The 22168-nt window shown below is 40.3% G+C and carries 36 protein-coding genes; all 36 read right to left on the bottom strand.

What is annotated here, in order from left to right; translation table 11 throughout:
• Nucleotides 1-7 precede the first annotated feature (7 nt).
• The 36 genes from J7E63_RS01320 to rpsG all read right to left on the bottom strand — a co-directional run bounded on the left by J7E63_RS01320 (nucleotide 8) and on the right by rpsG (nucleotide 22129).
• A complete protein-coding gene (locus tag J7E63_RS01320; protein ID WP_215009940.1) occupies nucleotides 8-805 on the bottom strand; it encodes an energy-coupling factor transporter transmembrane component T family protein in 798 nt (265 codons plus the stop codon).
• Nucleotides 802-1671, bottom strand: a complete 870-nt coding sequence (locus J7E63_RS01315; protein ID WP_215009939.1) for an energy-coupling factor ABC transporter ATP-binding protein — start codon at nucleotides 1669-1671, stop codon at nucleotides 802-804. The genes J7E63_RS01320 and J7E63_RS01315 overlap by 4 nt, the downstream gene beginning before the upstream one ends.
• Nucleotides 1647-2486, bottom strand: coding sequence for an energy-coupling factor ABC transporter ATP-binding protein (locus J7E63_RS01310; RefSeq protein WP_215009938.1), 840 nt, complete (start codon nucleotides 2484-2486; stop codon nucleotides 1647-1649). The genes J7E63_RS01315 and J7E63_RS01310 overlap by 25 nt, the downstream gene beginning before the upstream one ends.
• Before the next feature lie 408 nt (nucleotides 2487-2894).
• Entirely contained in the window at nucleotides 2895-3257 is a 363-nt protein-coding gene (rplQ, locus tag J7E63_RS01305) for a 50S ribosomal protein L17 (RefSeq protein ID WP_168241513.1), read from the bottom strand.
• Between the two features lie 64 nt (nucleotides 3258-3321).
• Nucleotides 3322-4266, bottom strand: coding sequence for a DNA-directed RNA polymerase subunit alpha (locus J7E63_RS01300; RefSeq protein ID WP_088085002.1), 945 nt, complete (start codon nucleotides 4264-4266; stop codon nucleotides 3322-3324).
• 176 nt (nucleotides 4267-4442) lie between these two features.
• Nucleotides 4443-4832 carry a 30S ribosomal protein S11 gene (rpsK, locus tag J7E63_RS01295; RefSeq protein WP_075689916.1) on the bottom strand — a complete coding sequence of 130 codons (390 nt, stop codon included), beginning with the start codon at nucleotides 4830-4832 and terminating at the stop codon, nucleotides 4443-4445.
• Between the two features lie 22 nt (nucleotides 4833-4854).
• On the bottom strand, nucleotides 4855-5220 hold the full coding sequence (gene rpsM, locus J7E63_RS01290) for a 30S ribosomal protein S13 (protein ID WP_026565543.1): 366 nt from the start codon (nucleotides 5218-5220) through the stop codon (nucleotides 4855-4857).
• Between the two features lie 24 nt (nucleotides 5221-5244).
• The gene (gene rpmJ, locus J7E63_RS01285; RefSeq protein WP_000868344.1) at nucleotides 5245-5358 is read right to left on the bottom strand and encodes a 50S ribosomal protein L36; all 114 of its coding nucleotides are present in this window, start codon (nucleotides 5356-5358) and stop codon (nucleotides 5245-5247) included.
• A 38-nt stretch (nucleotides 5359-5396) separates the two neighbouring features.
• Complete coding sequence (gene infA, locus J7E63_RS01280) at nucleotides 5397-5615, bottom strand: translation initiation factor IF-1 (protein ID WP_007085268.1); 219 nt, start codon at nucleotides 5613-5615, stop codon at nucleotides 5397-5399.
• A 193-nt stretch (nucleotides 5616-5808) separates the two neighbouring features.
• Nucleotides 5809-6555 carry a type I methionyl aminopeptidase gene (gene map, locus J7E63_RS01275; RefSeq protein ID WP_215009937.1) on the bottom strand — a complete coding sequence of 249 codons (747 nt, stop codon included), beginning with the start codon at nucleotides 6553-6555 and terminating at the stop codon, nucleotides 5809-5811.
• Nucleotides 6555-7202: an adenylate kinase gene (locus tag J7E63_RS01270; protein WP_215009936.1), complete on the bottom strand. Its 648-nt coding sequence runs from the start codon at nucleotides 7200-7202 to the stop codon at nucleotides 6555-6557. Before J7E63_RS01270 ends, map begins: the two co-directional genes overlap by 1 nt.
• 57 nt (nucleotides 7203-7259) lie before the next feature.
• A complete protein-coding gene (secY, locus tag J7E63_RS01265) occupies nucleotides 7260-8555 on the bottom strand; it encodes a preprotein translocase subunit SecY (RefSeq protein WP_215009935.1) in 1296 nt (431 codons plus the stop codon).
• Entirely contained in the window at nucleotides 8555-8995 is a 441-nt protein-coding gene (gene rplO, locus J7E63_RS01260; protein ID WP_168241509.1) for a 50S ribosomal protein L15, read from the bottom strand. Before rplO ends, secY begins: the two co-directional genes overlap by 1 nt.
• A 33-nt stretch (nucleotides 8996-9028) precedes the next feature.
• The gene (gene rpmD, locus J7E63_RS01255) at nucleotides 9029-9211 is read right to left on the bottom strand and encodes a 50S ribosomal protein L30 (RefSeq protein WP_088084997.1); all 183 of its coding nucleotides are present in this window, start codon (nucleotides 9209-9211) and stop codon (nucleotides 9029-9031) included.
• Between the two features lies 1 nt (nucleotide 9212).
• The gene (rpsE, locus tag J7E63_RS01250; RefSeq protein ID WP_215009934.1) at nucleotides 9213-9725 is read right to left on the bottom strand and encodes a 30S ribosomal protein S5; all 513 of its coding nucleotides are present in this window, start codon (nucleotides 9723-9725) and stop codon (nucleotides 9213-9215) included.
• A 24-nt stretch (nucleotides 9726-9749) separates the two neighbouring features.
• Nucleotides 9750-10112, bottom strand: a complete 363-nt coding sequence (rplR, locus tag J7E63_RS01245; protein ID WP_088084995.1) for a 50S ribosomal protein L18 — start codon at nucleotides 10110-10112, stop codon at nucleotides 9750-9752.
• A gap of 32 nt (nucleotides 10113-10144) precedes the next feature.
• Nucleotides 10145-10681 carry a 50S ribosomal protein L6 gene (gene rplF / locus J7E63_RS01240; RefSeq protein ID WP_088084994.1) on the bottom strand — a complete coding sequence of 179 codons (537 nt, stop codon included), beginning with the start codon at nucleotides 10679-10681 and terminating at the stop codon, nucleotides 10145-10147.
• A gap of 31 nt (nucleotides 10682-10712) precedes the next feature.
• Nucleotides 10713-11111, bottom strand: coding sequence for a 30S ribosomal protein S8 (gene rpsH / locus J7E63_RS01235; RefSeq protein ID WP_215009933.1), 399 nt, complete (start codon nucleotides 11109-11111; stop codon nucleotides 10713-10715).
• Nucleotides 11112-11140: 29 nt separating this feature from the next.
• Nucleotides 11141-11326, bottom strand: coding sequence for a type Z 30S ribosomal protein S14 (locus J7E63_RS01230; RefSeq protein WP_034676107.1), 186 nt, complete (start codon nucleotides 11324-11326; stop codon nucleotides 11141-11143).
• Between the two features lie 24 nt (nucleotides 11327-11350).
• Nucleotides 11351-11890: a 50S ribosomal protein L5 gene (gene rplE / locus J7E63_RS01225; RefSeq protein ID WP_215009932.1), complete on the bottom strand. Its 540-nt coding sequence runs from the start codon at nucleotides 11888-11890 to the stop codon at nucleotides 11351-11353.
• A 28-nt stretch (nucleotides 11891-11918) separates the two neighbouring features.
• A complete protein-coding gene (gene rplX, locus J7E63_RS01220; protein WP_098933856.1) occupies nucleotides 11919-12227 on the bottom strand; it encodes a 50S ribosomal protein L24 in 309 nt (102 codons plus the stop codon).
• Between the two features lie 35 nt (nucleotides 12228-12262).
• The gene (gene rplN, locus J7E63_RS01215; protein ID WP_026565532.1) at nucleotides 12263-12631 is read right to left on the bottom strand and encodes a 50S ribosomal protein L14; all 369 of its coding nucleotides are present in this window, start codon (nucleotides 12629-12631) and stop codon (nucleotides 12263-12265) included.
• Nucleotides 12632-12671: 40 nt separating this feature from the next.
• Nucleotides 12672-12935 (bottom strand): 30S ribosomal protein S17, encoded by a 264-nt coding sequence (gene rpsQ / locus J7E63_RS01210; protein WP_088084990.1) that lies wholly within the window; start codon nucleotides 12933-12935, stop codon nucleotides 12672-12674.
• A gap of 22 nt (nucleotides 12936-12957) precedes the next feature.
• Nucleotides 12958-13158 (bottom strand): 50S ribosomal protein L29, encoded by a 201-nt coding sequence (rpmC, locus tag J7E63_RS01205; protein ID WP_026565530.1) that lies wholly within the window; start codon nucleotides 13156-13158, stop codon nucleotides 12958-12960.
• The gene (rplP, locus tag J7E63_RS01200) at nucleotides 13148-13582 is read right to left on the bottom strand and encodes a 50S ribosomal protein L16 (protein WP_026565529.1); all 435 of its coding nucleotides are present in this window, start codon (nucleotides 13580-13582) and stop codon (nucleotides 13148-13150) included. The genes rpmC and rplP overlap by 11 nt, the downstream gene beginning before the upstream one ends.
• Before the next feature lie 2 nt (nucleotides 13583-13584).
• On the bottom strand, nucleotides 13585-14241 hold the full coding sequence (rpsC, locus tag J7E63_RS01195) for a 30S ribosomal protein S3 (RefSeq protein WP_214716672.1): 657 nt from the start codon (nucleotides 14239-14241) through the stop codon (nucleotides 13585-13587).
• 3 nt (nucleotides 14242-14244) lie between these two features.
• Nucleotides 14245-14586 carry a 50S ribosomal protein L22 gene (gene rplV, locus J7E63_RS01190; RefSeq protein ID WP_088084987.1) on the bottom strand — a complete coding sequence of 114 codons (342 nt, stop codon included), beginning with the start codon at nucleotides 14584-14586 and terminating at the stop codon, nucleotides 14245-14247.
• 17 nt (nucleotides 14587-14603) lie between these two features.
• Nucleotides 14604-14882, bottom strand: a complete 279-nt coding sequence (gene rpsS / locus J7E63_RS01185; protein ID WP_026565526.1) for a 30S ribosomal protein S19 — start codon at nucleotides 14880-14882, stop codon at nucleotides 14604-14606.
• Between the two features lie 60 nt (nucleotides 14883-14942).
• On the bottom strand, nucleotides 14943-15773 hold the full coding sequence (gene rplB / locus J7E63_RS01180) for a 50S ribosomal protein L2 (protein WP_088084986.1): 831 nt from the start codon (nucleotides 15771-15773) through the stop codon (nucleotides 14943-14945).
• A 29-nt stretch (nucleotides 15774-15802) separates the two neighbouring features.
• The gene (gene rplW, locus J7E63_RS01175) at nucleotides 15803-16090 is read right to left on the bottom strand and encodes a 50S ribosomal protein L23 (RefSeq protein WP_174523456.1); all 288 of its coding nucleotides are present in this window, start codon (nucleotides 16088-16090) and stop codon (nucleotides 15803-15805) included.
• Nucleotides 16087-16710: a 50S ribosomal protein L4 gene (gene rplD, locus J7E63_RS01170; RefSeq protein ID WP_168241503.1), complete on the bottom strand. Its 624-nt coding sequence runs from the start codon at nucleotides 16708-16710 to the stop codon at nucleotides 16087-16089. The genes rplW and rplD overlap by 4 nt, the downstream gene beginning before the upstream one ends.
• A 29-nt stretch (nucleotides 16711-16739) precedes the next feature.
• On the bottom strand, nucleotides 16740-17366 hold the full coding sequence (gene rplC / locus J7E63_RS01165; RefSeq protein WP_098933839.1) for a 50S ribosomal protein L3: 627 nt from the start codon (nucleotides 17364-17366) through the stop codon (nucleotides 16740-16742).
• A 39-nt stretch (nucleotides 17367-17405) separates the two neighbouring features.
• A complete protein-coding gene (gene rpsJ, locus J7E63_RS01160; RefSeq protein ID WP_066094693.1) occupies nucleotides 17406-17714 on the bottom strand; it encodes a 30S ribosomal protein S10 in 309 nt (102 codons plus the stop codon).
• A gap of 499 nt (nucleotides 17715-18213) precedes the next feature.
• Nucleotides 18214-19401 (bottom strand): elongation factor Tu, encoded by a 1188-nt coding sequence (gene tuf / locus J7E63_RS01155; protein ID WP_088084983.1) that lies wholly within the window; start codon nucleotides 19399-19401, stop codon nucleotides 18214-18216.
• Nucleotides 19402-19531: 130 nt separating this feature from the next.
• Nucleotides 19532-21610: an elongation factor G gene (gene fusA / locus J7E63_RS01150; RefSeq protein WP_214716671.1), complete on the bottom strand. Its 2079-nt coding sequence runs from the start codon at nucleotides 21608-21610 to the stop codon at nucleotides 19532-19534.
• A 48-nt stretch (nucleotides 21611-21658) separates the two neighbouring features.
• The gene (gene rpsG, locus J7E63_RS01145) at nucleotides 21659-22129 is read right to left on the bottom strand and encodes a 30S ribosomal protein S7 (protein WP_098933842.1); all 471 of its coding nucleotides are present in this window, start codon (nucleotides 22127-22129) and stop codon (nucleotides 21659-21661) included.
• Nucleotides 22130-22168 lie beyond the last annotated feature (39 nt).

The following is a 22168-nucleotide window of genomic DNA, read 5'->3' as shown; positions in this document are numbered from 1 at the left end:
CGCTCCATTATGAACGTAATAAAAATAGTAGGATCGATAGAAGGACTAATATCCCCATCTGTAAGGAATCCGTTATTTTCCAGGATAATTCCCGGTATTTTGTTCTTCCTTCCCCGCCTTGATATCCTCTAGCCTCCATCGCGATCGCTAATTCCTCCGCTCGTTTAAAGGAACTGACAAACAATGGGATAAGCAGTGGAATGACGGCTTTAATGCGTTCCTTAAAAGGGCCGCTAGCAAACTCAACGCCACGGGCTATTTGCGCCTTCATTATTTTATCCGTTTCCTGCATAAGTGTTGGAATGAACCTTAAGGAAATAGACATCATTAATGCCATTTCGTGGACAGGGAAGCGGACCTTATTTAAAGGATGTAACAGCGTTTCAAGGCCATCGGTAATCTCAATTGGGGTGGTGGTTAACGTCAACAACGACGTCATTAAAATTAAGAAAAAGAATCGCAAGGAAATAAAAATCCCCTGTCTGACCCCTTCCTCGTAAATTTTTACTGGACCTAGTTCAAATAAAAGGGTACCTTCTTTCGTAAAAAAAAGTTGCAGCACCAAGGTAAAAAGAACGAGCCAGATGACTGGTTTAAGACCGCCATATAAAAAGCGTACCGGGACCCGCGACAATCCAAGCATTAAAAAAGTATAAATTCCAATAAGTGAATAGGTTACGACATTGTTTGCTAAAAAAATAACACAAACAAATAGAAAGATGATCATTAATTTTGAACGAGGGTCCATTTTATGAATAATAGAATCTGACGGGACATAGCGCCCAAAAATCATTTTTTCCATCATGAGTGAACACCTCTACTTAATACCTTAGTAACAGCAGCTGACAACTCATCAATGGTTAGAAAAATTTTCTCAAATTTCATGCCAAGTTTCTCCTCAAGCTTCAGTTGAAACCGAACGACCTCAGGAACATCAAGTCCCATTTCAACGAGCTCAGTCGGTGCGGAGAAAATCTCTTCTGGTGTCCCTTTATTGGCAACCTTCCCTTGCTGCATGATCACAATTTGGTCTGCATATCTAGCAGCATCTTCCATACTATGTGTAACAAGAATGGTAGAGAGCTTTCTTTCCTTATGAAGAGAAAAGAACATATCCATAACTTCTTTTCGGCCTCTTGGATCTAAACCCGCAGTAGGCTCGTCCAGGACAATAACATCGGGCTCCATTGCAAGTACTCCTGCAATTGCGACGCGGCGCATTTGTCCACCAGAGAGGTCAAACGGTGATTTATTTAGTATATCTTCCTCTAGACCCACTTGTTTTAAAGCAACCCGTGCCCTTTCCTTTGCTGCTGTTTCAGAAACCCCAAAATTCAACGGCCCAAAAATAATATCTTTTTCCACCGTCTCTTCAAATAATTGGTGTTCAGGAAATTGAAAGACGATGCCAACTTTTTGCCGGACTTTTTTTAAGTTCTTATTTTTTTGCAATGCTTTAATTTCATGTTCGCCAATTGCTACAGTTCCTTTTGTTGGTTGAAGGAGAGCGTTTAAATGCTGTAGGACTGTTGATTTCCCTGACCCGGTATGACCAATAATCGCCATATACACACCTGAAGGAATATCAATAGACACATCCTCAATGGCCAGTCGTTCAAAAGGAGTATTGACTTGATAACGATAATCTACATGTTTGAGCGAGATGTCCATAACTCTTTCACCAACTCTTCTTCCGATAAATAGTGCCTAGATAGATCGATTCCATCATTCCTTAAAGCATTCATCATTTTCACTGAAAAAGGAATATCTAACCCTAACTGAACCAATTGTTCATCCATAGAGAAAATCTCTTCAGGTGTACCCTCCCGGAAGACCTCCCCTTTGTTCATGACGATGATTCGATCCGCCTTAGCTGCCTCTTCTAAATCATGTGTAATCGAGATAACGGTCAATGATTTCTCTTCTTTTAATAATCGGACGGTCTCTAATACCTCTTCGCGGCCTCTTGGATCAAGCATGGAAGTTGCTTCATCAAGTATGATGATCGATGGCCGTAAAGCTAGTACACCAGCTATTGCCACACGTTGCTTTTGTCCGCCTGATAGATGGTGGGGCTCTTGATATAGAAACTTATCCATCTTAACTCTCTTTAACGAATCCTCGACCCTTGTGACCATTTCGTCTCTAGGAATACCGTTATTTTCTAGACCAAAAGCCACATCATCCTGTACTGTCGTTCCAACAAACTGATTGTCAGGGTTTTGAAAGACCATCCCTAATTTTTTACGGATATCCCAAATTGACTCTTCATCCAGCATTATTCCGCAAACTGTAATCTCACCTGTTTGTGGAAATTGCAGCCCATTTAGGAGTTTTGCCATCGTTGATTTTCCTGACCCATTATGACCGACAATCGCGAGCCATTCTCCCTCATATATATCAAAAGAAACATTGTTCAAAGCATAACGTTCTTGTGCGTCATATTGAAAAGATACTCCATTAAGAGATACAATCGAGTTTTTCACAGATAATTCCTCCTCTCAGCTAAACAATTCTCTGCTCATTATTTCTTTTACATATAAAAAAAAGCCTGCACCTCGTCCCTATGCAGTTTCGCTTTAAACTGCGATGTAAGGAATTTCTATAAAAGAAATGAGAGGAGGTGCATGAGCTAGACGAGACGTATTTATTAATTTCAATCTGCGCACCAATAGCTGCGAGATGATAAAAGATACAAGAAATCAAGTCACGTAGAAAAGCTAGATGAAATCAAGTAAAACTTTTAGATTTTCTCCAATGAATTGGAGTTACGCTCATCATAACACTCTTTTTTGGCTTGGGTCATCTTGATATAAGATTCATTTACAGAAAAAGGGCAAAGAACAAGTTTGTTTGTAAACTGTCCAGCGCCCTTGTTGTCTGTTAAAGCTATATTAAACTAACTCGATAATAACCATTGGTGCACCGTCACCGCGGCGTGGTCCAAGTTTCATAATACGAGTGTATCCACCTTGACGCTCTTGATAACGTGGAGCGATATCAGCGAAAAGTTTTTGTATTGCACTTGTATTATTTTCAGCATCAGCAACTTCGTTACGAACATATGAAGCAGCTTGACGACGAGCGTGTAAATCACCACGTTTACCTAAAGTGATCATTTTTTCAACAGTCACACGAATTTCTTTCGCACGAGTTTCTGTTGTTTCAATGCGCTCATTGATAATTAAATCTGTAGTTAAATCACGTAGCATAGCTTTACGCTGTGCACTTGTGCGTCCTAACTTTCTGTATGCCATGAAGGGTTCCCTCCTTTGTTGAAGTCATTAAACGGATTAACGCATGTGTATAACGGTAAACAAATCAGTCGTCTTTACGCAAGCCTAATCCAAGCTCTTCTAGTTTTGCCTTCACTTCTTCAAGTGATTTACGGCCTAAGTTACGAACTTTCATCATATCTTCTTCAGTCTTATTAGCTAATTCCTGAACAGTGTTGATTCCAGCACGCTTTAAGCAATTGTAAGAACGAACAGAAAGATCTAGTTCTTCAATAGTCATTTCAAGAACTTTTTCTTTTTGGTCTTCTTCTTTTTCAATCATGATTTCAGCATTTTGAGCTTCATCAGTTAAACCAACGAAAATATTCAAATGCTCGGTCAAAATTTTGGATCCAAGAGCGATCGCTTCTTTTGGCCCAGTGCTTCCATCTGTCCAAACATCAAGTGTGAGCTTGTCGAAATTAGACATTTGACCAACACGTGTGTTTTCTACTTGAAATTGTACACGAGAAACTGGTGTGAAAATGGAATCAATTGGAATAACACCTATCGGTTGATCTTCTCTTTTGTTTTGAACAGCCGGTGTATATCCACGTCCACGTCTAGCAGTCAAACGCATGCGAAGATGACCATTTGCAGCTAATGTTGCAATATGAAGTTCTGGATTTAAAACCTCAACATCACTATCATGAGTAATATTGCCAGCTAAAACCGGACCCTCACCTTGTACATCAAACTCAAGCGTCTTCTCTTCATCAGAGTAGATTTTTAAAGCTAATTTTTTAATGTTTAAAATGATGGATGTTACATCCTCCACGACGCCTTCAATTGTTGAGAACTCATGAAGTACCCCATCGATTTGAATCGATGTAACCGCGGCACCTGGGAGTGAAGATAATAGGATACGACGTAAGGAGTTACCCAAAGTGGTACCATATCCACGCTCAAGTGGCTCTACGATGAATTTGCCATACTTAGCATCATCGTTGATCTCAATCGTTTCGATTTTTGGTTTTTCTATTTCGATCATCAAATAACCCTCCTTCAAAACGTCGAAACTCTAAATCAGCATATTTGCTAATTAAAAGTCCCCATGTATAAGTTCCCGTTTTGTGCACAACAACTGGAATAAATCTTCTGTAAGAGTGCAAAAAATTAGTATCATATCCCATTATAGACGCATGATACAAAATCTATACAGAAAAATTAAACACGACGACGTTTTGGTGGACGGCATCCATTATGAGGAACAGGTGTAACGTCTTTAATTGCAGTTACTTCTAGACCAGCAGCTTGAAGAGCACGGATTGCAGCTTCACGTCCTGCACCAGGTCCTTTAACAGTAACTTCTAAAGTTTTCATACCATGTTCAATGGAAGTCTTAGCTGCTGTTTCAGCCGCCATTTGTGCAGCAAATGGTGTAGATTTACGAGAACCTCTAAATCCAAGCGCACCTGCACTTGACCATGAAATTGCATTACCATGTACATCAGTAATTGTTACAATCGTATTATTAAATGTTGAACGGATATGAGCGATACCAGCTTCAATATTCTTTTTAACACGACGTTTACGTGTATTCGTTTTACGTGCCATTTAAATTAACCTCCTTTACCGATTACTTCTTCTTGTTCGCTACAGTCTTACGAGGACCTTTGCGTGTACGAGCGTTGTTTTTCGTATTTTGTCCACGAACTGGTAAACCACGACGATGACGTAATCCGCGGTAGCAGCCGATTTCCATTAAACGCTTAATGTTAAGAGAAATTTCACGGCGAAGGTCACCTTCAACTTTTAATTTGTCGATGATGTCACGGATTTTGTTTAATTCGTCTTCTGTTAAATCACGTACACGTGTATCTTCAGAAACACCAGCTTCTGCTAGTACTTTTTGTGCAGTATTTTTACCAATTCCATAAATGTAAGTTAAAGAGATAACTACACGTTTTTCACGTGGAATATCTACACCAGCAATACGTGCCATAGAAAATGCGCACCTCCTTCAAAATTAACCTTGTTTTTGTTTATGTTTAGGGTTTTCACAGATAACCATAACTTTTCCGCGTCTACGGATAACTTTACATTTTTCGCAGATCGGTTTAACAGATGGTCTTACTTTCATTATTATCCTAACCTCCTTAGTAGTACGGAGTGCAAGCATTATTTAAAGCGGTAAGTAATTCTTCCGCGTGTTAAGTCATATGGAGAAAGCTCAACAGTCACTTTGTCACCCGGAAGGATCCGAATGAAATGCATTCGTATTTTACCAGAAACATGCGCTAGCACGGTATGACCGTTTTCTAATTCTACCTTAAACATTGCATTTGGCAATGTTTCAATGACTTTACCTTCAATTTCAATTACATCATCCTTGGCCATCGATCTCGTCTCCCTTCTATTTTCAGGATTGCGTTTATTCAAACTAGGTAGAGCAAGCAAAGCTATTCGCTCGTATGTCGTCCTGCAACCTTTCAATTCTAACATATTGAGCAGCATTCTGTCCTCAGTAAATATTACAAATTACCTAAAAGCGGACCAGAATTGATAACAACTATTGAAATCCACACAAAACTTATAATTTGGTTAGGATTTCAAATCCTGCATCAGTGATCGCAACCGTATGCTCGAAATGCGCACAACGCCTGCCGTCAACAGTTACAACTGTCCAATTGTCAGTCAATGTTCTCACATATCGGCTTCCGGCATTTACCATCGGTTCAATAGCAAGTACCATTCCAGGCATAGGACGCGGACCATTGTTTGGTGGACCAAAATGTGGAATATGAGGTTCCTCATGTAAGTCTTGCCCTACTCCGTGTCCTACATACTCGCGTACAATAGAAAAGCCATTTGCTTCCACATACGTTTGAATCGCATGAGAGATGTTCGAGAGTCGCTCGCCCGGTTTTGCTTCGTTTATGCCTAGATAAAGAGATTCCTCTGTTACCTTCAGCAAGTGCTGGGAATTATCATCAATCTCTCCTACAGCATAGGTCCAAGCTGAATCACCATGATAACCTTCATACTTAGCACCGATATCGATGCTAATAATGTCTCCTTCATTGAGGACACGATTACCAGGAATTCCATGAACAAGTCCTTCATTCACACTTGTACAAATGCTGCCGCGAAAACCATTATACCCTTTAAACGAAGGAAATGCATCTTGTGAGAGAATAAATTCTTCAGCAATCATGTCTAATTCCTTTGTCGTAATCCCAGGAGCTACATGTTTTTGTAACTCTTGGTGGGTTAGGGCCACAATCCGCCCGGCCGCGCGCATGATTTCAATTTCCCTAGGGGTTTTGCAAATGATCATTATAAGCCCCCAAGTAATTGCTCGATATCAGCGAATACCTTGTTAATATCCTGCTGACCATCAATCGTGCGAAGATAACCTTTTGTTTCATAAAAAGTTAATAATGGTTCTTGTTGTTTGATATTTACGTCTAAACGATTTTGAACAGTTTCTTCATTATCATCCGCTCTTTGGTATAACTCACCGCCGCAACGGTCGCATACGCCCTCTTGTTTTGGAGGATTAAAAACTAAATGATACGTAGAACCACATTCTTTACAAATACGACGCCCTGTCAAACGCTCCATTAATAAATCCTTATCCACATTAATATTAATTACATAGTTAATTTTTTTATTTAAATCAACTAAAAGATTTTCCAACGCCTCTGCTTGAGGTACAGTTCTAGGAAAGCCATCTAAAAGGAATCCTTTTTGACAATCTTCCTTGCTTAATCGTTCACGAACGATACCGATTGTTACTTCATCAGGAACAAGTTCGCCCTTATCCATGAATGATTTCGCTTGTAAACCTAGTTCTGTTCCTTCTTTCATCGCTGCACGGAACATATCTCCAGTAGAGATATGAGGGATGCCGTAATTTCCGACGATTCTTTCAGCTTGAGTACCTTTTCCGGCACCTGGAAGCCCCATTAATACTAAATTCACACGTGTTCCCCCCTCGTGCTATAAATTGGTTTTAGGGAGCAGTGGCCCCTAAAACCTTTACTTTATAAACCCTTTATAGTGACGTTTAACTAATTGTGCTTCAAGTTGTTTCATCGTATCTAATGCTACACCGACAACGATTAGTAAACTTGTTCCACCGATTTGAGCCGATTGCGGCAGATTGGCTAAATTAATAAATAACATAGGCAATACAGCAATCACTGCTAGGAAGAGTGCACCAACGAAAGTTAAACGATATAAGACGCGTGTTAAGTATTCTTGCGTGCTCTTTCCTGGACGGATCCCTGGAATATAGCCGCTTTGCTTTTGCAAGTTTTCCGCTGCTTGTTCAGGGTTAACTTGGATAAATGCATAGAAATAAGTAAACGCGATAATTAACGCAGCATATAACGTCATCCCGATTGGATGAGAATAGTCAAATACTTTTGTAATCCAAAGTGTTACATCATTAGTTGGAAAAAATGATGCGACCGTTCTTGGTGTTACAATGAATGAAACCGCAAAGATTACAGGAATTACACCCGCAGCATTAACTTTTAATGGCATGTGAGTGGATTGTCCTCCGACAGGATTACGTCCAGCAACCACACGTTTAGCATATTGAATAGGTATCTTACGATTTGCTTGTTGGATAAAAATAACACCAACTACGATAGCCACAACAGCAAGTGCTATTAAGACTACAGTAATAATACGTAAGAATAATGCCTCTCCTGCATTCTCAAATTGCTGTACATAAATTTGATTAATAGTTGATGGCATTCCAGCAACGATACCGGCAAAGATGATAATGGAAATTCCATTACCAACACCTTTTTCAGTAATCTGCTCCCCTAACCACATTAAAAATGCTGTACCTGCAGTTAAGACAACTGCAATAAGCAGATACGTAGCAATACCGGGATTTTCAATCAGTTGACCGCTGGCTAAATTATTAAAGCCATAGGACATACCTAATGCTTGGATAAAACCAAGCACTATTGTGAAATATCGGGTGATTTGAGCAATCTTACGACGACCTGATTCCCCTTGCTTAGACCATTCCGTAAATTTCGGTACAACGTCCATTTGCAGGAGCTGTATAATAATCGAAGCAGTGATATATGGCATGATACCCATTGCAAAGATGGAGAATTGTTTTAATGCTCCACCGCCAAAAGTATTTAAAATACCGAAAACACTAAGCTTATCTTGATTAGCAAGTACATCTGCATTTACATTGGGTACTGGGATAAATGTACCTAATCGAAATACAACTAACATTAAAAGGGTGAATATGATCTTCCGTCTTATCTCACCCACGCGCATAAAATTGGAGATTGTCTGGAACATTAGATCACCTCAGTGTTTCCACCAGCAGCTTCGATCGCTTCCTTAGCAGCAGAGGAGAATTTGTGAGCTTTGACAGTCAACTTTTTCTCTACGTTCCCTTTTGCAAGAATTTTGATTCCTGCTTTTTCGTTACTTACTACACCTGATTCGATAAGAAGTTCTGGAGTAACTTCTGTACCTTCAGCAAAGCGGTTTAAAGCATCAAGATTTACAACTGCATATTCCTTACGGCTGAAGTTTGTAAATCCGCGTTTTGGTAAACGACGGTATAAAGGTGTTTGACCACCTTCAAAACCTAGACGTACACCGCCACCCGAACGAGCGTTTTGACCTTTATGACCTTTACCGGCAGTTTTTCCTTGACCAGAACCGATACCGCGTCCTAGACGCTTACGATCTTTACGAGAACCCTCAGCAGGTTTTAGTTCATGAAGTTTCATATTGGCACCTCCTTATGAAAGAAAAACAATTAATTATTGTTCTTTAACTGTAACAAGGTGAGCAACTTTGGTAATCATACCGCGAATAGCAGCGTTATCTTGATGCTCAACTGTTTGATTTAATTTACGTAATCCTAAAGCTTTAACTGTTTCACGTTGGTCGCCAGGACGGCCAATTACGCTGCGAGTGAGGGTAACTAATAGTTTATTCGCCATTTTATTTCCCCCCGTATCCTAACAGTTCTTCTACTGATTTACCACGTAGTTTAGCTACGTCTTCAGCACGTTTTAATTGTTTTAAACCATCAATTGTTGCACGAACCATGTTAATAGGAGTATTTGTTCCTAATGACTTAGAAAGGATATCAGCTACTCCGCCTAACTCTAGTACAGCACGAACTGGTCCACCAGCGATAACTCCTGTACCTTCTGAAGCAGGTTTTAGAAGAATTTCACCAGCACCAAAACGTCCGATTACTTGGTGAGGAATGGTTGTTCCAACCATAGCTACTTCTACTAAGTTTTTCTTTGCATCTTCGATGGCTTTACGAATAGCATCAGGTACTTCTTGAGCTTTACCAGTACCGAAACCAACGTGACCGTTTTTGTCGCCTACAACAACAAGGGCTGTGAAGCGGAAACGACGTCCACCTTTAACAACTTTCGCAACACGGTTAACCGTGACTACGCGTTCTTCTAGTTCAAGTTTGTTTGGATCAATACGACGCATCTTTTTGTGTCCCTCCTTTGTCTTTTAGAATTGTAAGCCGTTTTCACGGGCAGCATCAGCTAATACTTGAATACGTCCATGGTATAGGTATCCGCCACGATCAAAGACAATAGAAGTGATACCTTTTTCTACCGCACGTTTAGCAACTAACTCACCGATCATTTTAGCAGCTTCAACATTATTAGTTGATTCTAAAGTAAAGTCTTTATCTAAAGTAGAAGCACTTGCTAAAGTTACACCATTAATGTCATCAATTATTTGAGCATAAATATGTTTGTTAGAACGAAACACATTTAGACGTGGACGAGCTGAAGTTCCGCTAAGTTTCGCACGAACACGAGCATGTCTTTTCTTGCGAGTAGCGTTTTTATCAAGCTTCGTAATCATTTACGTCACTCCTTTCGTTTACCTATGAGGCATTACTTACCAGTTTTACCTTCTTTACGACGAACAAATTCACCTTCGTAACGAATTCCTTTACCTTTATAAGGCTCAGGAGGACGAACTCCGCGAATATTCGCTGCTAATGCACCAACACGTTCTTTGTCAGTACCTTTGATAACGATTTTTGTATTAGCAGGCACCTCGATTTCAAGGCCCTCTTCAGGTTCGATCTCAACTGGATGAGAGTATCCAACGTTTAATACAAGCTTGGTACCTTGCTTTTGAGCACGATAACCAACCCCGATTAACTCTAAGCCTCTAGTGAAGCCAGTGGATACACCTTCAATCATGTTCGCAAGCACGGCACGAGTAGTTCCGTGTAATGCGCGGTGTTCTTTTACATCAGAAGGACGAGTGATTGTTACAAGATTCTCTTCCACGTTGATAGTAATATCAGGATGGAAAGTACGAGTAAGTTCACCTTTAGGTCCTTTAACTGTAGCAGTACTATTATTTAAAGTAACTGTAACTCCTGCTGGAATAACAATTGGTTTTTTTCCTACGCGAGACATTTAGTGCACCTCCATTCATTCAAAAGCTCAATTACCAAACGTAAGCTAATACTTCTCCGCCGATTTGTTTTGCACGAGCTTCTTTATCTGTAATAACACCTTGTGATGTTGATACTAATGCGATACCAAGACCGTTAAGAACGCGTGGTACCTCAGTTGATTTTGCGTAAACTCTAAGTCCAGGCTTGCTTATGCGCTTAAGACCAGTAATAACACGTTCGTTACTAGCACCGTATTTTAAGAAGATACGGATGATACCTTGTTTGTTGTCTTCGATGAATTCGACGTCACGTACGAAACCTTCGCGCTTTAAAATTTCAGCAATTTCTTTTTTCGTATTAGAAGCAGGCACTTCTAACTTTTCGTGACGCACCATATTCGCATTACGAATGCGAGTAAGCATATCAGCAATTGGATCTGTCATGACCATTATTTTTACCTCCTTCCCAGACTTGGGTTTTACCAGCTAGCTTTTTTAACACCAGGAATTTGTCCTTTGTACGCTAATTCGCGGAAACAAATACGACAAAGCTTAAATTTACGGTATACAGAGTGTGGACGGCCACAACGTTCGCAGCGTGTATACTCTTGTACTGCATATTTAGGCGTGCGCTTTTGTTTCGCAATCATTGACTTTTTAGCCACGTTTTCGCCTCCATTATTTAACGATTACTTTTGGAATGGCATTCCAAATTGAGTTAAAAGTTCACGAGATTCTTCATCAGTTTTAGCAGTCGTTACGATAACGATATCCATACCACGAACCTTGCTTACTTTATCGTAATCAATTTCAGGGAAGATTAATTGTTCTTTAATCCCTAATGTATAGTTACCGCGACCGTCGAATGCTTTTTTAGAAATACCACGGAAGTCACGTACACGAGGTAAAGAAACTGAAACTAATTTATCCAAGAATTCGTACATGCGCTCACCGCGAAGTGTAACTTTTGCACCGATTGGCATACCTTCACGAAGGCGGAAGCCAGCGATTGATTTTTTCGCACGTGTTACGACTGGTTTTTGACCTGTGATTGTTGCAAGTTCTTCAACTGCAATATCAAGTGCCTTTGCATTTGCAACTGCATCACCAACGCCCATGTTCAAGACGATTTTATCGAGTTTAGGAACTTCCATAACTGATTTATAGTTGAACTTGCTCATAAGAGCAGGAGTAACTTCTTTAACAAATTTTTCTTTTAGGCGGTTCACTTATTGTACCTCCCTTCTTAATTTTAAACTATTTATCTAAAATTTCACCGGATTTTGCTACGCGTACTTTTTTGCCATCTACCGTAGTGGAACCTACACGAGTCGGGTTACCAGACTTAGGATCGATAGGCATTACGTTCGATACATGAATTGGAGCCTCAAAGCTGATGATACCGCCTTGTGGATTCACTTGAGAAGGTTTAGAGTGTTTCTTTGCAATGTTCACGCCTTCTACTAGTACACGGCTTTCTTTAGGATAAGCAGCAAGGATTACTCCTGTTTTGCCTTTATCCTTTCCAGAGATGACTCTTACGTTGTCACCTTTTTTCACATGCATCATTAAGCACCTCCTTAAAGGCATTTGAATTTAAATTATAGTACTTCTGGAGCTAGAGAAACGATTTTCATAAAGTTGTTGTCGCGAAGTTCACGGGCAACTGGTCCGAAGATACGAGTTCCGCGTGGGCTCTTATCATCTTTGATAATTACACATGCGTTTTCATCAAAACGAATGTATGAACCGTCAGGTCGACGAGCACCGCTCTTTGTACGAACAATAACTGCTTTAACAACGTCACCTTTTTTAACAACGCCACCTGGTGTTGCTTGTTTTACTGTACAGACGATAACATCACCAATACCAGCAAACTTGCGACCTGAACCACCAAGAACTTTAATCGTTAGTACCTCACGAGCACCAGAGTTGTCAGCAACTTTTAAACGTGATTCTTGTTGAATCATGTGTGTAACCTCCCTTCGGAATGAAGCTTAATCCGAACAATTAAATAATAACTGCTTTTTCTACAACTTCAACTAAACGGAAACGCTTAGTAGCTGAAAGCGGACGAGTTTCCATGATACGTACTACATCGCCGATTTTTGCTTCGTTTTGCTCATCATGAGCTTTATACTTTTTAGAGTACTTAACGCGTTTACCATATAAAGGATGCTTTTTTTGTGTTTCAACAAGAACCGTTACTGTTTTATCCATCTTGTCAGAAACAACGCGTCCTGTGTAAACTTTACGTTGGTTGCGTTCACTCATTGTGTGAACCTCCCTTCAATTATCACTTGTTAACGTTGATTTCTCTTTCACGAACAACTGTTTTCATACGAGCAATCGCTTTGCGTACTTCACGAATGCGAGCAGTGTTTTCAAGTTGTCCTGTCGCCAATTGAAAGCGAAGGTTGAAAAGTTCTTCTTTTAAAGATTTTACTTTTTGTTCAATTTCAGCAGTGGTTAGGTCACGAAGTTCATTAGCTTTCATTTGATTCACCACCAATTTCTTCTCGTTTAACAAACTTACACTTAACAGGAAGTTTGTGCATTGCAAGTCGAAGTGCTTCACGAGCGATCTCTTCAGAAACGCCAGCAATTTCGAACATGATTTTTCCAGGCTTAACAACAGCTACCCAGCCTTCAGGTGCCCCTTTACCGGAACCCATCCGTACTTCTAGAGGTTTAGCAGTGTAAGGCTTGTGTGGGAAAATTTTAATCCATACTTTACCGCCACGTTTCATGTAACGTGTCATCGCAATACGTGCTGCTTCGATTTGACGATTCGTTATCCATGAAGCTTCTAAAGCTTGTAGGCCGAATTCACCGAATGTTACTTCTGTACCGCCTTTTGCGTTACCACGCATGTTACCACGGTGTTGACGGCGATATTTTACGCGTTTTGGCAATAACATGATTATTTGCCTCCTTCCGCATTTTTCTTCTTAGTAGGAAGGACTTCTCCCTTATAGATCCATACTTTTACGCCTAACTTACCATAAGTAGTATCGGCTTCAGCAGTAGCATAGTCGATATCTGCGCGAAGAGTATGAAGTGGAACAGTTCCTTCGCTGTAATGTTCAGCACGAGCGATATCTGCACCGCCAAGACGACCAGATACTTGTGTTTTAATACCTTTCGAACCAGCACGCATAGCACGTTGAATAGCTTGCTTTTGTGCACGACGGAAAGATACACGGTTTTCTAATTGACGAGCAATATTTTCAGCAACAAGTTTCGCATCAAGGTCAGCTCTCTTGATTTCAAGGATATTGATGTGAACACGTTTGCCAGTTAATTGATTTAGTGCTTTACGAAGTGCTTCAACTTCCGTACCGCCTTTACCAATAACCATACCAGGCTTAGCTGTATGCACTGTTACGTTTACACGGTTTGCAGCACGTTCGATTTCTACTTTAGAAACAGAAGCATCTTTTAAACGCTTCGTGATGTATTCACGAATTTTAAGGTCTTCGTGTAAAAGAGTAGCGAAGTCTTTGCCTGCGTACCATTTAGATTCCCAATCACGGATGATTCCAATACGCAAACCGACAGGATTTACTTTTTGACCCACAGCTTATCCCTCCTTCTTTTCTGATAATACGATTGTGATGTGGCTAGTGCGCTTTAAGATCTGGCTTGCACGGCCCATTGCGCGAGGACGGAAACGTTTCAACGTTGGTCCTTCGTCAACAAATGCTTGTGCAACAACTAGGTTGTTAACGTCCATCTCATAGTTGTGCTCAGCGTTTGCCATAGCTGATTTTAATACTTTTTCCACAATTGGAGAAGCAGCCTTAGGTGTGAGATTTAAAATCGCCACAGCTTCACCAATTTGCTTTCCTCGAATTAAATCTACGACTAAACGTGCTTTACGAGGAGCAATACGAACTGTTCTTGCAACAGCTTTAGCTTGCATTTGGATGCCCTCCTCTCTTAACGTCTTGTTTTCTTGTCATCATTACCATGGCCCTTGTAAGCACGAGTTGGAGCAAATTCTCCAAGCTTGTGTCCTACCATGTCTTCAGTAACATATACAGGCACGTGTTTGCGACCATCATATACAGCGATAGTGTGGCCAATAAATTGTGGGAAGATTGTAGAACGGCGTGACCAAGTTTTAATAACTTGTTTGCTTTCAGTCTCGTTCAACTTTTCTACCTTAACCATTAAATGATCATCAACAAATGGTCCTTTTTTTAAGCTGCGACCCATGAAGGAACCTCCCTTCGTGACTGTTCTACGGTTCTTTCTTTGAACCGTAGGAGAATCACGTTATTTTTTACGACGACGTACGATAAACTTATCTGATTTGTTTTTCTTTTTACGAGTTTTGTAACCAAGAGTTGGTTTACCCCATGGAGACATTGGTGACTTACGTCCGATTGGTGAACGTCCTTCACCACCACCGTGTGGGTGATCGTTAGGGTTCATAACAGATCCACGTACAGTTGGGCGCTTGCCTAACCAACGATTACGTCCTGCTTTACCAATGTTAATTAATTCGTGTTGTTCGTTACCTACTTGACCGATTGTTGCACGGCATTCAGCAAGAATCATACGAACTTCTCCAGAATTTAAACGTACTAGTACGTATTTTCCTTCTTTACCAAGTACTTGTGCGCTTGTTCCAGCAGAACGAACTAACTGGCCGCCTTTACCTGGTTTTAACTCGATGTTGTGTACTACTGTACCAACAGGAATGTTTGTTAGTGGAAGTGCGTTACCCACTTTAATATCAGCCTCAGGGCCAGACATTACTTCCAATCCAACTACTAGGTTTTTAGGAGCTAAGATATAACGCTTTTCTCCATCCACGTAGTTGATTAACGCGATATTTGCAGAACGGTTTGGATCGTATTCGATCGTAGCAACGCGTCCAGGTATGCCATCTTTGTTACGTTTAAAGTCAATTAAACGGTATTGACGTTTATGACCGCCACCTTGATGACGAACAGTTAACTTACCTTGGTTATTACGGCCGCCTTTTCTCTTTACAGGTGCTAATAGAGATTTTTCTGGAGTGCTAGTTGTGATTTCTGCGAAATCAGAAGTAGTCATTCCGCGACGACCATTGGAGGTAGGTTTGTACTTTTTAATCGCCATTTTATTTCCCTCCTCTTCTTGATAGGTTCTTATGCTTCAAAGAATTCGATTTCTTTGCTATCAGTAGTTAATTTTACAATTGCTTTACGACGTTTATTTGTGTAACCACCGAATTTTCCCATACGCTTAAATTTACCTTTGTAGTTCATGATGTTTACTTTCTCAACATCAACGCTAAAGATTTCTTCGATTGCATCTTTAACTTGTGTTTTGTTAGCTCTCACATCAACTTCAAAAGTATATTTCTTTTCAGCCATTAGGTCAGTAGTACGTTCAGTGATAACGGGGCGCTTAATGATATCGCGTGCATCCATTATGCAAGCACCTCCTCTACTTTTTCAACCGCTGCTTTAGTCATGATTAACTTCTCATGATTAACAACATCTAATACGTTAATTCCATCTGCTGTTACTACTGTGATACCAGGAATGTTACGAGCAGAAAGTGCTACATTTTCGTCAAGGTCAGCTGTAACGATTAATGCTTTTTTCTCAACAGAAAGACCGTTTAATACTGTTTTGAAATCTTTCGTTTTCGGAGTATCGATAGCTAAGATATCTAACACTAAAATGTTTTCTTCTAACACTTTAGAAGAAAGCGCAGATTTGATTGCTAAACGACGAACTTTTTTCGGTAATTTATAGCTGTAGCTGCGTGGTGTTGGACCGAATACAGTACCACCTCCGCGCCATTGTGGAGAACGGATTGACCCTTGACGAGCGCGTCCAGTTCCTTTTTGACGCCATGGCTTACGACCACCGCCGCGTACTTCAGAACGAATTTTAGTTTTATGAGTTCCTTGACGTAATGAAGCTCTTTGCATAACAATTGCTTCAAATAATACGTGCTGGTTAGGCTCAATACCAAATACAGAATCATTAAGTTCGATATCACCAACTTGTGATCCAGTTTGGTTTAATAATGCTACTTTAGGCATTCCTTTGTTCCTCCTTTCTTAAAAAGTGACTATGCTTTAATCGCACCTTTAATTTTTAATAAAGCTTTTTTAGCGCCAGGTACATTACCTTTGATTAAAAGTAAGTTACGCTCTGTATCAACCTTTACGATTTCAAGGTTTTGTACAGTGATTTGTTCTCCACCCATACGGCCAGGTAATAATTTACCTTTGAATACGCGGTTTGGAGCAACTGGTCCCATTGAACCAGGACGACGGTGGTAACGTGAACCGTGGGCCATTGGGCCGCGTGATTGTCCGTGGCGTTTAATTACACCTTGGAAACCTTTACCCTTTGAGATTCCTGTTACATCTACGATATCGCCAGCAGCGAAAATATCAACCTTGACTTCTTGACCAACTTCATAGCTTGCTAAGTCATCTCCGCGGAATTCGCGAACGAAGCGCTTAGGAGCAGTGTTTGCTTTAGCAACATGGCCTTTTTCTGGTTTGTTAGCTAACTTTTCACGTTTGTCTTCAAAACCAACTTGAACTGCAACATATCCATCGCTGTCAACTGATTTCTTTTGAAGAACTACGTTTGGAGCTACCTCAACTACAGTTACAGGAATTAAGTTACCGTTACTTGCAAATACTTGAGTCATACCAATCTTTCTTCCTAAGATTCCTTTGGTCATTTAAGTCACACCTCCTAGATTATTTATCATTTATTTTGATTAAAGTTTAATTTCGATATCAACACCAGATGGTAAATCTAAACGCATTAACGCATCAACTGTTTGTGGAGTTGGGTTAACGATGTCGATTAGACGCTTATGTGTCCGTTGTTCGAATTGCTCACGTGAATCTTTGTATTTATGAACCGCACGCAGAATCGTGTAAATAGTTTTTTCAGTCGGTAGCGGAATTGGACCAGATACAGCCGCACCAGAACGTTTTGCTGTTTCAACGATTTTTTCTGCAGATTGATCAAGGATTCTGTGATCATACGCTTTTAAACGGATACGAATTTTTTGTTTTGCCATTATTTTCCCTCCTTTATTCGCCTATTTTCTAAATAGACATTCTCAGTGAAAATTTCCCTCACACACTCGCCATGGCAAAGCGGCCGGGTGTGTCAGCAACCTTCCACATCATCGCAGTCAAAGACCAACATTGTCTATTATACATAAAACATAAAACAAACGCAACACTTATTACGATTTTTTTTTATGCTTCTATTTCGAACACTTTTCCTATTATAGCGGCTGATAAACACTTTATCAACTATTATTATCAATCTCCAGAAATATCCTAATATAAAGGTTGAGTTACAAATATTATGAATATATTTATATAGAAGAAACTCGATCTAAAACCTTTTTAAAAACAATGGCTGTGTTAAACTTGTCTGTTGATTTCCGCTCCAGGCAACAATGCCTTTAACACAGCCAAAACAACAAAAAAGCAGATGGATCGTCACCCATCTGCTCTTTATATGTTTAATAATTATCCACTCAGCACCAAAGTAGCTGCGGTTTCTAATTACTCAGTGATTGTAGTGATTGAACCTGAACCTACTGTACGTCCACCTTCACGAATAGAGAACTTAGTTCCTTCTTCGATAGCGATTGGAGCGATAAGTTCAACAGTCATTTCGATGTGGTCGCCAGGCATAACCATTTCAGTACCTTCTGGAAGCATACAGATACCAGTGATATCAGAAGTACGGAAATAGAATTGTGGACGGTAGTTTGAGAAGAATGGAGTGTGACGTCCACCTTCTTCTTTTGATAATACATAAACTTGTGCTTTGAACTTTGTGTGTGGAGTGATTGACTTTGGTTTAGCCAATACTTGACCACGTTCGATATCTTCACGTGCTACACCACGAAGAAGGGCACCGATGTTGTCACCAGCTTCAGCGAAATCAAGTAACTTACGGAACATTTCTACACCTGTTACAGTAGTAGATTTTGGCTCTTCAGTGAAACCTACGATTTCAACTACATCCCCAACTTTAACTACTCCACGCTCTACACGTCCAGTAGCAACTGTTCCACGGCCAGTGATTGAGAATACATCCTCAACAGGCATCATGAAAGGTTTGTCAGTGTCACGAGTTGGCGTTGGAATCCACTCATCAACCGCAGTCATAAGTTCATTGATTTTTTCTTCCCACGCAGCTTCGCCTTCTAATGCTTTAAGTGCAGAACCTTTGATAACTGGAGTGTCATCGCCAGGGAAGTCGTATTCTGATAATAGATCACGAATTTCCATTTCTACTAATTCAAGAAGCTCTTCATCGTCAACCATGTCACACTTGTTCATGAATACAACAAGGTATGGTACACCTACTTGACGTGAAAGAAGGATGTGTTCACGAGTTTGTGGCATTGGGCCGTCAGTTGCAGATACAACTAGGATACCGCCGTCCATTTGCGCAGCACCAGTGATCATGTTTTTAACATAGTCAGCATGTCCTGGGCAGTCTACGTGTGCATAGTGACGAGCATCTGTTTCATATTCTACGTGTGCAGTAGAGATTGTGATACCACGTTCTTTTTCTTCTGGTGCACCATCGATTTGATCGTATGCACGTGCTTCTGCTTTACCTGATTTAGCAAGTACAGAAGTGATTGCAGCTGTTAAAGTTGTTTTACCATGGTCAACGTGTCCGATTGTACCAATGTTAACGTGTGGCTTTGAACGGTCGAATTTAGCTTTACCCATTAGGAAATCCTCCTCTAAATTATAAAAATTTAAGTTTAGTTTTTTATGTAAGCCGTGAATAGGGTTGCCCAAATTCACGGCTTCCACTGCTTACAATTGTAGTTATACTTTATCAAAAGGTGAAAATCAATTATTCACCTTTACTTTTTTTAATAATTTCTTCCGAAATTGATTTTGGTACTTCTTCATAGTGATCAAAGTGCATAGAGAATACACCACGACCTTGTGTACTTGAACGAAGAGATGTAGCATAACCAAACATTTCAGATAGCGGAACCATTGAACGAACTACTTGAGCGTTACCTCGTGCGTCCATTCCTTCAACACGACCACGACGAGCTGTGATTTGCCCCATGATATCTCCTAAATATTCTTCAGGGATAATAACTTCAACCTTCATGATAGGTTCAAGTATTACTGGACTACATTTAGAAGCAGCATTTTTTAATGCCATTGAAGCAGCAATTTTAAAAGCCATTTCAGATGAGTCAACATCATGGTATGATCCATCAAATAGTCTTGCTTTAATATCCACTAAAGGATATCCAGCAAGAACACCGCGATCAAGTGAATCTTCAAGACCAGCTTGTACTGCAGGAATGTATTCACGAGGAACAACACCACCAACAATACCGTTTACAAACTCGAATCCTTTACCTTCATCATTAGGTGAGAATTCAATCCAAACATGTCCATACTGTCCACGTCCACCAGATTGACGCGCGAACTTGCCTTCAACTGATGCAGAAGAACGGAAAGTTTCACGATATGCAACCTGCGGAGCACCTACATTAGCTTCAACCTTAAATTCACGACGCATACGGTCAACGATAATATCTAGGTGAAGTTCACCCATACCAGCAATAATGGTTTGTCCAGTTTCCTGGTCAGTATGCGCACGGAAAGATGGGTCTTCTTCTTGTAGTTTTTGCAGTGCATTAGACATTTTATCTTGGTCTGCTTTTGATTTTGGTTCAACTGAAAGTTGAATTACAGGCTCTGGGAACACCATTGACTCAAGGATAACAAGGTTTTTGTCATCACAAAGTGTATCACCAGTAGTCGTATCTTTCAAACCAACAGCAGCAGCAATATCTCCAGCATAGACTTTTGAAATTTCCTGACGGCTGTTTGCATGCATTTGTAGGATACGTCCAACACGCTCACGCTTGCCTTTAGTCGAGTTTTGAACATATGATCCAGACTCTAAAGTACCAGAGTAAACACGGAAGAATGTTAATTTACCAACATAAGGATCAGTCATAACTTTAAATGCAAGTGCAGAGAATGGCTCTTCGTCACTTGAGTGACGCTCAATTTCTTCATCCGTATCTGGTAGAGTACCCTTAATAGCTGGTACATCTAATGGAGATGGAAGATAATCAATTACTGCATCAAGCATTAACTGAACACCCTTGTTTTTGAAAGCTGACCCGCAAATGACTGGGTAGAATTCAACATTAACAGTACCTTTACGAATCGCTGCTTTTAGCTCTTCTTTAGTGATTTCTTCGCCACCAAGGTATTTTTCCATTAATTCTTCATCTAACTCTGCCACAGCTTCAACTAACTTTTCACGGTATTCATCAGCTTGAGCACGATATTCTTCAGGAATTTCACGTACTTCAATGTTTTCACCTAAGTCGTCTGCGTAGAATACAGCATTCATTTCCACAAGGTCAATGATTGCTTCAAACTGATCTTCAGCGCCGATAGGTAATTGTACCGGATGTGCATTTGCACCAAGACGTTCATGTAATGTCTTTACAGAATATAAGAAATCTGCTCCGATTTTGTCCATCTTGTTAACAAAAACTACACGTGGTACACCGTAAGTCGTTGCTTGACGCCAAACTGTTTCAGTTTGCGGTTCAACACCTGATTGTGCATCTAGTACAGCTACCGCACCATCGAGTACACGAAGTGAACGTTCAACTTCGATTGTGAAGTCTACGTGTCCTGGTGTATCGATAATGTTTACACGATGGCCATGCCATTGTGCTGTTGTTGCAGCGGAAGTGATTGTAATTCCGCGTTCTTGTTCTTGCTCCATCCAGTCCATCTGAGAAGCACCTTCATGTGTTTCACCAATCTTATGGATACGACCAGTGTAATAAAGAACACGCTCAGTGGTAGTCGTTTTACCGGCATCAATGTGAGCCATGATACCGATATTACGAGTGTTTGCTAAGGAGAACTCTCTTGCCATTGGGTCTTTCTCCTTCCTAGTTTGAAAGTTTTTATATTGAAGGTTAGATTACCAACGATAGTGAGCAAACGCTTTGTTTGCTTCTGCCATTTTGTGTGTATCTTCGCGCTTTTTAACAGATGCACCTGTGTTGTTTGCTGCATCCATGATTTCATTAGCTAAACGCTCTTCCATCGTTTTTTCTCCACGGTTACGTGAATAATTCACCAACCAACGAAGACCTAGAGTTGAACGGCGGTCAGGACGCACCTCAACTGGAACTTGGTAGTTAGCACCACCTACACGGCGAGCTTTAACTTCAAGTACAGGCATGATGTTTTTAAGCGCTGCTTCAAAAACTTCCATCGGCTCTTTGCCAGTACGTTCGCGAATTGTATCGAACGCAGAGTAAAGAATTTCTTGTGATTTACCTCTTTTACCGTCAACCATCATTTTGTTGATTAAACGAGTAACTAATTTCGAGTTATAAAGTGGATCTGGTAACACGTCTCTTTTTGCTACAGGACCTTTACGTGGCATTATATTTCCTCCTTTCAAAGAAGCTTCTATTTAAGTTGT

It is taken from the genome of Bacillus sp. ISL-75 (assembly GCF_018613095.1).
Note: the sequence above shows the minus strand (reverse complement) of the source record. Positions and strands in the feature narration are given on the sequence as shown.

What these genes read in the sequence shown, in the direction of transcription:
- J7E63_RS01320 (WP_215009940.1), bottom strand. Translation starts at nt 805, where the DNA reads ATGATGGAAAAAATGATTTTTGGGCGCTATGTCCCGTCAGATTCTATT.
- J7E63_RS01315 (WP_215009939.1), bottom strand. Translation starts at nt 1,671, where the DNA reads ATGGACATCTCGCTCAAACATGTAGATTATCGTTATCAAGTCAATACT.
- rplQ (WP_168241513.1), bottom strand. Translation starts at nt 3,257, where the DNA reads ATGGCATACAGAAAGTTAGGACGCACAAGTGCACAGCGTAAAGCTATG.
- J7E63_RS01300 (WP_088085002.1), bottom strand. Translation starts at nt 4,266, where the DNA reads ATGATCGAAATAGAAAAACCAAAAATCGAAACGATTGAGATCAACGAT.
- rpsK (WP_075689916.1), bottom strand. Translation starts at nt 4,832, where the DNA reads ATGGCACGTAAAACGAATACACGTAAACGTCGTGTTAAAAAGAATATT.
- rpsM (WP_026565543.1), bottom strand. Translation starts at nt 5,220, where the DNA reads ATGGCACGTATTGCTGGTGTAGATATTCCACGTGAAAAACGTGTAGTT.
- rpmJ (WP_000868344.1), bottom strand. Translation starts at nt 5,358, where the DNA reads ATGAAAGTAAGACCATCTGTTAAACCGATCTGCGAAAAATGTAAAGTT.
- infA (WP_007085268.1), bottom strand. Translation starts at nt 5,615, where the DNA reads ATGGCCAAGGATGATGTAATTGAAATTGAAGGTAAAGTCATTGAAACA.
- map (WP_215009937.1), bottom strand. Translation starts at nt 6,555, where the DNA reads ATGATCATTTGCAAAACCCCTAGGGAAATTGAAATCATGCGCGCGGCC.
- secY (WP_215009935.1), bottom strand. Translation starts at nt 8,555, where the DNA reads ATGTTCCAGACAATCTCCAATTTTATGCGCGTGGGTGAGATAAGACGG.
- rplO (WP_168241509.1), bottom strand. Translation starts at nt 8,995, where the DNA reads ATGAAACTTCATGAACTAAAACCTGCTGAGGGTTCTCGTAAAGATCGT.
- rpmD (WP_088084997.1), bottom strand. Translation starts at nt 9,211, where the DNA reads ATGGCGAATAAACTATTAGTTACCCTCACTCGCAGCGTAATTGGCCGT.
- rpsE (WP_215009934.1), bottom strand. Translation starts at nt 9,725, where the DNA reads ATGCGTCGTATTGATCCAAACAAACTTGAACTAGAAGAACGCGTAGTC.
- rplR (WP_088084995.1), bottom strand. Translation starts at nt 10,112, where the DNA reads ATGATTACGAAGCTTGATAAAAACGCTACTCGCAAGAAAAGACATGCT.
- rplF (WP_088084994.1), bottom strand. Translation starts at nt 10,681, where the DNA reads ATGTCTCGCGTAGGAAAAAAACCAATTGTTATTCCAGCAGGAGTTACA.
- rpsH (WP_215009933.1), bottom strand. Translation starts at nt 11,111, where the DNA reads ATGGTCATGACAGATCCAATTGCTGATATGCTTACTCGCATTCGTAAT.
- rplX (WP_098933856.1), bottom strand. Translation starts at nt 12,227, where the DNA reads ATGCATGTGAAAAAAGGTGACAACGTAAGAGTCATCTCTGGAAAGGAT.
- rplN (WP_026565532.1), bottom strand. Translation starts at nt 12,631, where the DNA reads ATGATTCAACAAGAATCACGTTTAAAAGTTGCTGACAACTCTGGTGCT.
- rpsQ (WP_088084990.1), bottom strand. Translation starts at nt 12,935, where the DNA reads ATGAGTGAACGCAACCAACGTAAAGTTTACACAGGACGCGTTGTTTCT.
- rpmC (WP_026565530.1), bottom strand. Translation starts at nt 13,158, where the DNA reads ATGAAAGCTAATGAACTTCGTGACCTAACCACTGCTGAAATTGAACAA.
- rplP (WP_026565529.1), bottom strand. Translation starts at nt 13,582, where the DNA reads ATGTTATTGCCAAAACGCGTAAAATATCGCCGTCAACACCGTGGTAAC.
- rplV (WP_088084987.1), bottom strand. Translation starts at nt 14,586, where the DNA reads ATGCAAGCTAAAGCTGTTGCAAGAACAGTTCGTATTGCTCCTCGTAAA.
- rpsS (WP_026565526.1), bottom strand. Translation starts at nt 14,882, where the DNA reads ATGGGTCGCAGCTTAAAAAAAGGACCATTTGTTGATGATCATTTAATG.
- rplB (WP_088084986.1), bottom strand. Translation starts at nt 15,773, where the DNA reads ATGGCGATTAAAAAGTACAAACCTACCTCCAATGGTCGTCGCGGAATG.
- rplD (WP_168241503.1), bottom strand. Translation starts at nt 16,710, where the DNA reads ATGCCTAAAGTAGCATTATTAAACCAAACTGGATCACAAGTTGGTGAT.
- rplC (WP_098933839.1), bottom strand. Translation starts at nt 17,366, where the DNA reads ATGACCAAAGGAATCTTAGGAAGAAAGATTGGTATGACTCAAGTATTT.
- rpsJ (WP_066094693.1), bottom strand. Translation starts at nt 17,714, where the DNA reads ATGGCAAAACAAAAAATTCGTATCCGTTTAAAAGCGTATGATCACAGA.
- tuf (WP_088084983.1), bottom strand. Translation starts at nt 19,401, where the DNA reads ATGGGTAAAGCTAAATTCGACCGTTCAAAGCCACACGTTAACATTGGT.
- fusA (WP_214716671.1), bottom strand. Translation starts at nt 21,610, where the DNA reads ATGGCAAGAGAGTTCTCCTTAGCAAACACTCGTAATATCGGTATCATG.
- rpsG (WP_098933842.1), bottom strand. Translation starts at nt 22,129, where the DNA reads ATGCCACGTAAAGGTCCTGTAGCAAAAAGAGACGTGTTACCAGATCCA.